The sequence below is a fragment of the Anabaenopsis tanganyikae CS-531 genome (assembly GCF_029891675.1).
GTDB lineage: Bacteria > Cyanobacteriota > Cyanobacteriia > Cyanobacteriales > Nostocaceae > Anabaenopsis > Anabaenopsis arnoldii.
Genome location: NZ_JANQDF010000023.1, coordinates 1 through 5,983, shown reverse-complemented (window position 1 = coordinate 5,983; position 5,983 = coordinate 1). Strand labels below are relative to the sequence as shown.

The 5,983-nt window shown below is 41.5% G+C and carries 7 protein-coding genes and 1 pseudogene; 5 read left to right on the top strand and 3 right to left on the bottom strand.

Translation table 11 applies throughout. The features are described from left to right. Window positions 1-405 (bottom strand): photosynthetic reaction center family protein (locus tag NWP22_RS02475; RefSeq protein WP_483413506.1); only part of this gene is annotated, 405 nt, incomplete at its 3' end. A gap of 258 nt (window positions 406-663) precedes the next feature. Here NWP22_RS02475 and NWP22_RS02470 point away from each other — a divergent pair. Continuing rightward, window positions 664-849 (top strand): annotated as a pseudogene (locus NWP22_RS02470) (7,8-didemethyl-8-hydroxy-5-deazariboflavin synthase subunit CofG); the annotation flags it as partial. Between the two features lie 214 nt (window positions 850-1,063). On the opposite strand, the gene rppA reads toward NWP22_RS02470, so the two are convergent. After that, complete coding sequence (rppA, locus tag NWP22_RS02465; protein ID WP_280801469.1) at window positions 1,064-1,747, bottom strand: two-component system response regulator RppA; 684 nt, start codon at window positions 1,745-1,747, stop codon at window positions 1,064-1,066. A gap of 57 nt (window positions 1,748-1,804) precedes the next feature. Here rppA and hisG point away from each other — a divergent pair, with 57 nt between their 5' ends. Further along, window positions 1,805-2,452: an ATP phosphoribosyltransferase gene (gene hisG / locus NWP22_RS02460; protein ID WP_280801468.1), complete on the top strand. Its 648-nt coding sequence runs from the start codon at window positions 1,805-1,807 to the stop codon at window positions 2,450-2,452. 43 nt (window positions 2,453-2,495) lie between these two features. Here hisG and NWP22_RS02455 read toward each other — a convergent pair whose 3' ends face one another. Further along, window positions 2,496-2,933 carry a Fur family transcriptional regulator gene (locus NWP22_RS02455; RefSeq protein WP_280801470.1) on the bottom strand — a complete coding sequence of 146 codons (438 nt, stop codon included), beginning with the start codon at window positions 2,931-2,933 and terminating at the stop codon, window positions 2,496-2,498. 165 nt (window positions 2,934-3,098) lie between these two features. Here NWP22_RS02455 and NWP22_RS02450 point away from each other — a divergent pair, with 165 nt between their 5' ends. From NWP22_RS02450 to NWP22_RS02440, 3 genes are all read left to right on the top strand, one after another. Next, window positions 3,099-3,629, top strand: coding sequence for a peroxiredoxin (locus NWP22_RS02450; RefSeq protein ID WP_271730886.1), 531 nt, complete (start codon window positions 3,099-3,101; stop codon window positions 3,627-3,629). Between the two features lie 86 nt (window positions 3,630-3,715). Beyond that, complete coding sequence (gene gor / locus NWP22_RS02445; RefSeq protein WP_280801467.1) at window positions 3,716-5,071, top strand: glutathione-disulfide reductase; 1,356 nt, start codon at window positions 3,716-3,718, stop codon at window positions 5,069-5,071. A gap of 240 nt (window positions 5,072-5,311) precedes the next feature. Further along, window positions 5,312-5,458, top strand: a complete 147-nt coding sequence (locus tag NWP22_RS02440) for a hypothetical protein (protein ID WP_280801466.1) — start codon at window positions 5,312-5,314, stop codon at window positions 5,456-5,458. The last annotated feature ends 525 nt before the right edge of the window (window positions 5,459-5,983 follow it).

Below are 5,983 nucleotides of genomic sequence, written 5' to 3'. Positions count from 1 at the left end.
GTAGGATAGTTCCCACTCACGTCCTAAGTAGCAAGCTACGCCAATCAGGAAGTGGAAAATTACCAACTGGTAAGGACCACCGTTGTACAACCACTCATCTAAGGAAGCTGCTTCCCAAATGGGGTAGAAGTGTAAGCCGATAGCGTTGGAGGAAGGAACAACTGCACCAGAGATGATGTTGTTTCCGTAGATTAAGGAGCCAGCTACTGGTTCGCGGATCCCATCGATGTCTACAGGAGGAGCAGCGATGAAGGCGATAATAAAGCAGGTGGTAGCAGCTAGGAGGGTGGGGATCATGAGGACTCCGAACCAACCGATATAAATCCGGTTTTCGGTGCTGGTGATCCATTCGCAGAAGCGATCCCATACGTTGGCGCTTTGGCGCTGTTGTAAGGTTGTGGTCATTTGTTTATGATTGCGGTTATGTATGTATGAATCAGGTAAGTGTTTGTACCTGTTGTTTACATACTAAATCAATTGTTTCGATTTGTAAAGTATTTTGACAAATATTTTTACAAAAAACTTAACATAAGTCTTAAACCCTTACTCTGTAAGGATTTAACCCTTTTACTGGGTAACACTAGAGTGTAAACATAAATCTAGTCCCCTCCCCTGATTAAGGGGAGGGTTAGGGTGGGGTAAAAACTTTGGGATATATATGATATGGGATTTTTACCACATACTAATGTGGGAATCCTGAGTTTTACCGAGATGCAACAGCTAAAAAATGTTAATGTTTCCATGGGTTTGATGCTCGAACAGTTAACCCCAGCACTGTTACATACTGTTTGTCATTATCCCCATGGGGAGGAACAGGCTTTAAAAGCCATTTTACAATCTGCGGGGTGGGAGTTATTACCACGTTTACCCATATATATCTATATATCCCCAGTTTTATCATTGGTTGACTGGTGATTTAAAAACGGCTGTGCAACAATGGCGCAGTTAACTTACTTGATCCAACCTCTAGAAAAAATCAAACCAGTCCAAAAACGTCAAGCCATCTATGAGCAAGCACAACAGCTGCGAGAAAAACTACAAATGCAAATAAAAAACTTGAGGTTTAACTTCCGAAACGGTAGCCTTTCCCGTAAACAGTATGAATGAGTGGTTGTTCTTTGGTGACCTCAATTTTACGCCGCAGTAGGCGAATCAAAGCAGCGATCACATTACTGTTTGGCTGTTCTTGATCTTGCTGCCAGAGATTTTGTAAAATCTGGGTATGGGTGAGTAGGTTTCCTGTATTTTCCATAAAGTATTTTAGCAGCTGAGTTTCTTTTTGAGATAACTCAATCACCCGTCCTTGACGATAAGCCACTTGATTTTGATAATCTAGTTGTAAATCAGCCGCGATCAAGCGTCCAGGACTGGTTTCATGGGTGGGGGAACCAGCACGACGCAATAAAGCCCTAACTCGTGCTAATAATTCTCGCAGTTCAAAGGGTTTGACTAAATAATCATCCGCACCCGCATCTAAACCTTGTACACGGTCATCTAGGGTGTCCTTGGCTGTGAGAAATAGTACCGGTGTAATTTTACCTTGGCGGCGCAATTCCTGACAAATCTCTAAACCTGTTTTCCCTGGTAGCATCCAATCTAAAATCAGTAAATCATAGGTAGTTACGGCGGCAAATTGGCTACCTATGACACCATCATAAGCTATATCCACATAGTAACCCTCGCGGGTTAACAGGCGACTTAAGGGGTCAGTCAGTTCAATTTCATCGTCAACTAATAAAATTCTCATGCTGCTTATGGTAAGCAATCAAGATATTCTCAAGATAAATTAACTGGCAAAAAGAAAATGTTAACTGTAGCATTGCCCAAAGGGGAACTACTCAAAAATAGCATCCGCCTACTCAAGTGTGTAGGATTGGATTTTAGCGCTTTTTTAGATTCTGGAATGCGTCAACTGCAAATTCCCGACGCTAGTGGGCGAGCCACAGGGCTACTGGTGCGGGGACAAGATGTACCTGTATATGTAGAATATGGTCAGGCACAGTTAGGGATTATTGGTTATGATGTGCTGCGGGAGAAAAAACCCCAAGTTGCACATTTAGTTGATTTACAGTTTGGTCATTGTCGAATGTCGGTGGCTGTCAAAGCATCTAGTGCCTATAAATCACCTTTAGATTTACCTCCCCATGGTCGAGTTGCTTCTAAGTATGTTAATTGCGCTCGTGAATATTTCCATAGTCTAGACCTACCTATAGAAATTGTACCCCTGTATGGTTCAGTGGAACTAGGCCCCATTACAGGAATGTCAGAGGCGATTGTCGATTTAGTTTCTACTGGGCGGACTCTACGGGAAAATGGTTTAGTAGAAATTACTACCTTGTATGAAAGTACGGCGCGGTTGATTGCTCATCCTCTGAGTTATCGTCTCAATACAGGTAACTTGCATCAATTAGTAGAACAACTGCGCCAGGAAGTAGCTGTAACTGTGGTTTAAAAAAGTAATCTCCAGGATGTTTCAATCATTCTGGAGTAATTATTTATTCTTTGGGGCACAGATGTCCTCGCCGGCCATCACACCAACCCCTAACAATCACCTCATAGCTTTCACAGTGTATACCATTACCTATGTTGTTTATATCTATACATTGAAAGGTTTCCCAAGGAATATCTTCAATGGCACCACATCGACTACAGTAAAAGTGATGATGGGGTTCTACATTGGCATCATAGCGACAAACCCCCTCTTCTAGTAATACCTCCCGGACAAGACCCACCTCTCGCAGAGCTTGTAGAGAACTGTAAATGGTCGCCTGGGATGATACGGGAAAGTCTTTGTTGAGATCCGCCAGGATGGTCTCAACTGTAGGGTGATCACACCGAGATAACAAATTTGCATAAACTGCGAACCTCTGAGGAGTCACCCTCAAACCCTTTGATTTCAAGGTTTGAATAATTGTGTGTGCCTCTTGTTGCATATTTGCGGCTACATTTTTCATTTTAACGATGTCCCTATTATAGTCACCGCCAGTAATAAATTAGTATTATGTGTTCACTAATTGAATATTTAAGTATTTATAACTATTGAAATTTTCCTAAATAAGAATTATTCTGATATAGTTCTAAGTGATGATAATATTACTATGGCTGTGATCGAAAAAGTTCCCAATGTTGTCTTTAAAACCCGGGTGCGTGACGAGTCGATTGGTGGACCAAACCCATTCCGTTGGCAAGACCGCACCACACAAGATATTTTTGGTGGTAAGCGTGTAGTAGTATTTTCACTACCTGGAGCTTTTACCCCCACTTGCTCTACTTCTCACCTTCCCCGTTATGAAGAACTGTATGACCAATTCAAAGCCCTGGGTATTGATGAGGTCATTTGTGTATCTGTGAATGATGCCTTTGTTATGTTCCAATGGGGTAAGCAACAAGGGGCTGATAAGGTATTTTTATTACCCGATGGCAATGGTGAATTTACCCGTAAAATGGGGATGTTAGTTGATAAGTCTAACCTGGGCTTTGGTCTGCGGTCTTGGCGCTACTCAATGGTAGTGAATGACTGCAAAATTGAAAAGATTTTCATTGAGCCTGGTTACGAGGATAACTGTCCTACAGACCCATTTGAAGTTTCCGATGCAGATACCATGCTCAATTACCTCAAAGGAGCTTAAAACTCCTACTGGTGTGTAATATTTTAAGGGACTGGGAATTGGGCATTGCCCTTTCCCCAGATTGAAATCTAAAATTTGAGGGACACATGAGTTACGATTTCGACTTATTTGTAATTGGTGCTGGGTCTGGTGGTATTGCCACCGCTAGACGTGCGGCGGAATATGGAGCTAAGGTAGGGGTGGCTGAGTTTGACCGACTAGGCGGAACCTGCGTAAATCGTGGCTGTGTCCCTAAAAAGTTAATGGTCTATGCATCCCATTTTCCTGAGTTGTTTGCAGAAGCTCAAGGATATGGGTGGAGTGCGGTGGAAAGTTCCCTGGACTGGGAAAAGATGATCACGGCGGTTAACAATGAAGTAACTCGCCTCAATGGTATTTATCAAAAGATGCTGGATAATTCGCAAGTTGAACTCTGGGAAGGATACGGTACATTTATTGATGCTCATACAATTCAGGTGGGGGAGCGTCAAGTTACTGCTGATAAAGTTTTAATTGCAGTAGGTGGTTATCCTATTAAGCCAGATATTCCCGGAATTGAACACGCTATTACTTCCGATGATATTTTTCATTTGCAGGAAAAACCTCAACGCATAGTAATTTTAGGGGGGGGATACATCGGTTCAGAATTTGCTTGTATTCTCAATGGTATGGGTAGCGAAGTTACCCAGATAATTCGTCATGACAAGATTTTGCGTGGTTTTGATGAAGATTTACGCAATGAAATTCAGGAAGGAATGGGTAAGCATGGTATTCAAATTCTCCCCAATTCCCAATTGACTGCTATAGAAAAAACCCCAGAGGGTATTAACGTCAAAATTCGTCGGGGTGATGAGGAGGAGGAAACGGTAGTTGTGGATGTGGTCAGTTTAGCAGCTACTGGTCGTAAACCCAACACGCAAAAGTTAGGTTTAGAAAATACTCAGGTTCAGCTCGATAGTAAAGGCGCGATTATTGTAGATCAATACAGTCAAACTACTGAAGAAAATATCTATGCGGTAGGAGATTGTACAGATAATATTAATTTAACTCCCGTGGCGATTAATGAGGGGCGAGCCTTTGCAGATACGGTATTCGGTAATAAGTGCCGTAGGATGAGTTACGAAAATGTACCTACAGCAATTTTTACTACTCCAGAGGCGGCAACGGTTGGCTTAACTGAAGCCCAAGCTAGGGCAAAGTATGGTAATGCGATTAAAGTTTACCGCAGTCGCTTTAGACCAATGTATTATACATTGCCTGGTAAGGATGAAAAAACCATGATGAAATTAGTGGTTGATCAAAGTAATAACAAGGTTTTAGGGGCGCATATGGTGGGTAATAGCGCTGCTGAAATTATACAAGGAGTGGCGATCGCCCTGAAGATGGGTGCTACTAAAGCCGATTTTGATGCCACAGTCGGTATTCATCCCACCTCGGCTGAGGAATTTGTCACTATGCGATAGGTTATTAGTTGGGTCAAACGCCCCACCCACAAGGGGATGGGGTTGTACGCCCGATCAATAAATCTTGACCCTTGACATAGTACTACTATTAATACTAATATAAAGAAGTTAATACCAACTTGCTGTTTAAAGCTGTCATTACGTTAACGATTAAAAAAGACGTATGGCACAAATAGAGAAACTCCTTGCTCAGTTGAGAAACAATCCTCAGAATGTCAACTTTGCCGATTTAGTCAAGGTTTGCAATCATTATTTTTGGTCTATAAAACACCCTGGTCTGGAACTCCGCGCATTAACATTCAAGAAAAAAATGGCAAAGCAAAGGTTTATCAGGTAAAGCAGGTTTTGGGCGCGATTGAAAAAATTGAGGAAATGAAAGATGGTTAACCACGACCACTACACCTATAGAGTTACTTGGTCAACGGAGGATCAAGAATTTGTAGGACTGTGTGCTGAATTTCCAGGTCTACAATAATTTAATGAATTTATAGTCATTTATGTACATTTGTAGTATAATATAATTATGAGTGTACGATCATTAAATGAATGAAACTATCTGATTATGCAAAAAAGGTAGGGATAAGTTATAGAACTGCGTAGGGATAAGTTATAGAACTGCGTGGCGTTGGTACAAATCCGGCGTAATCACAGGTTATCAATAACCTACAGGAACCATAATTATTAATCTACCTGAAACCAACCAAAACCCTAACAAAGTTGTAACTATCTACTGCCGTGTTTCTGATAATGGTTCAAAAGACAACTTAGAAAGACAAGCTGAAAGGTTAACCCAATATGCTTTAGTGCAAGGATTTATGGGTTAAGAACAGTAAAGAGAAAAACAGAACGTATCACTCAGGAGTTACAAAATGAAGCTGATTGAGCGTCATGTTATTAAACCAAGTCACCCAG

Coding starts and splice junctions, on each gene's coding strand:
- rppA (WP_280801469.1), bottom strand. CDS start 1,747: ATGAGAATTTTATTAGTTGACGATGAAATTGAACTGACTGACCCCTTA.
- hisG (WP_280801468.1), top strand. CDS start 1,805: ATGTTAACTGTAGCATTGCCCAAAGGGGAACTACTCAAAAATAGCATC.
- NWP22_RS02455 (WP_280801470.1), bottom strand. CDS start 2,933: ATGCAACAAGAGGCACACACAATTATTCAAACCTTGAAATCAAAGGGT.
- NWP22_RS02450 (WP_271730886.1), top strand. CDS start 3,099: ATGGCTGTGATCGAAAAAGTTCCCAATGTTGTCTTTAAAACCCGGGTG.
- gor (WP_280801467.1), top strand. CDS start 3,716: ATGAGTTACGATTTCGACTTATTTGTAATTGGTGCTGGGTCTGGTGGT.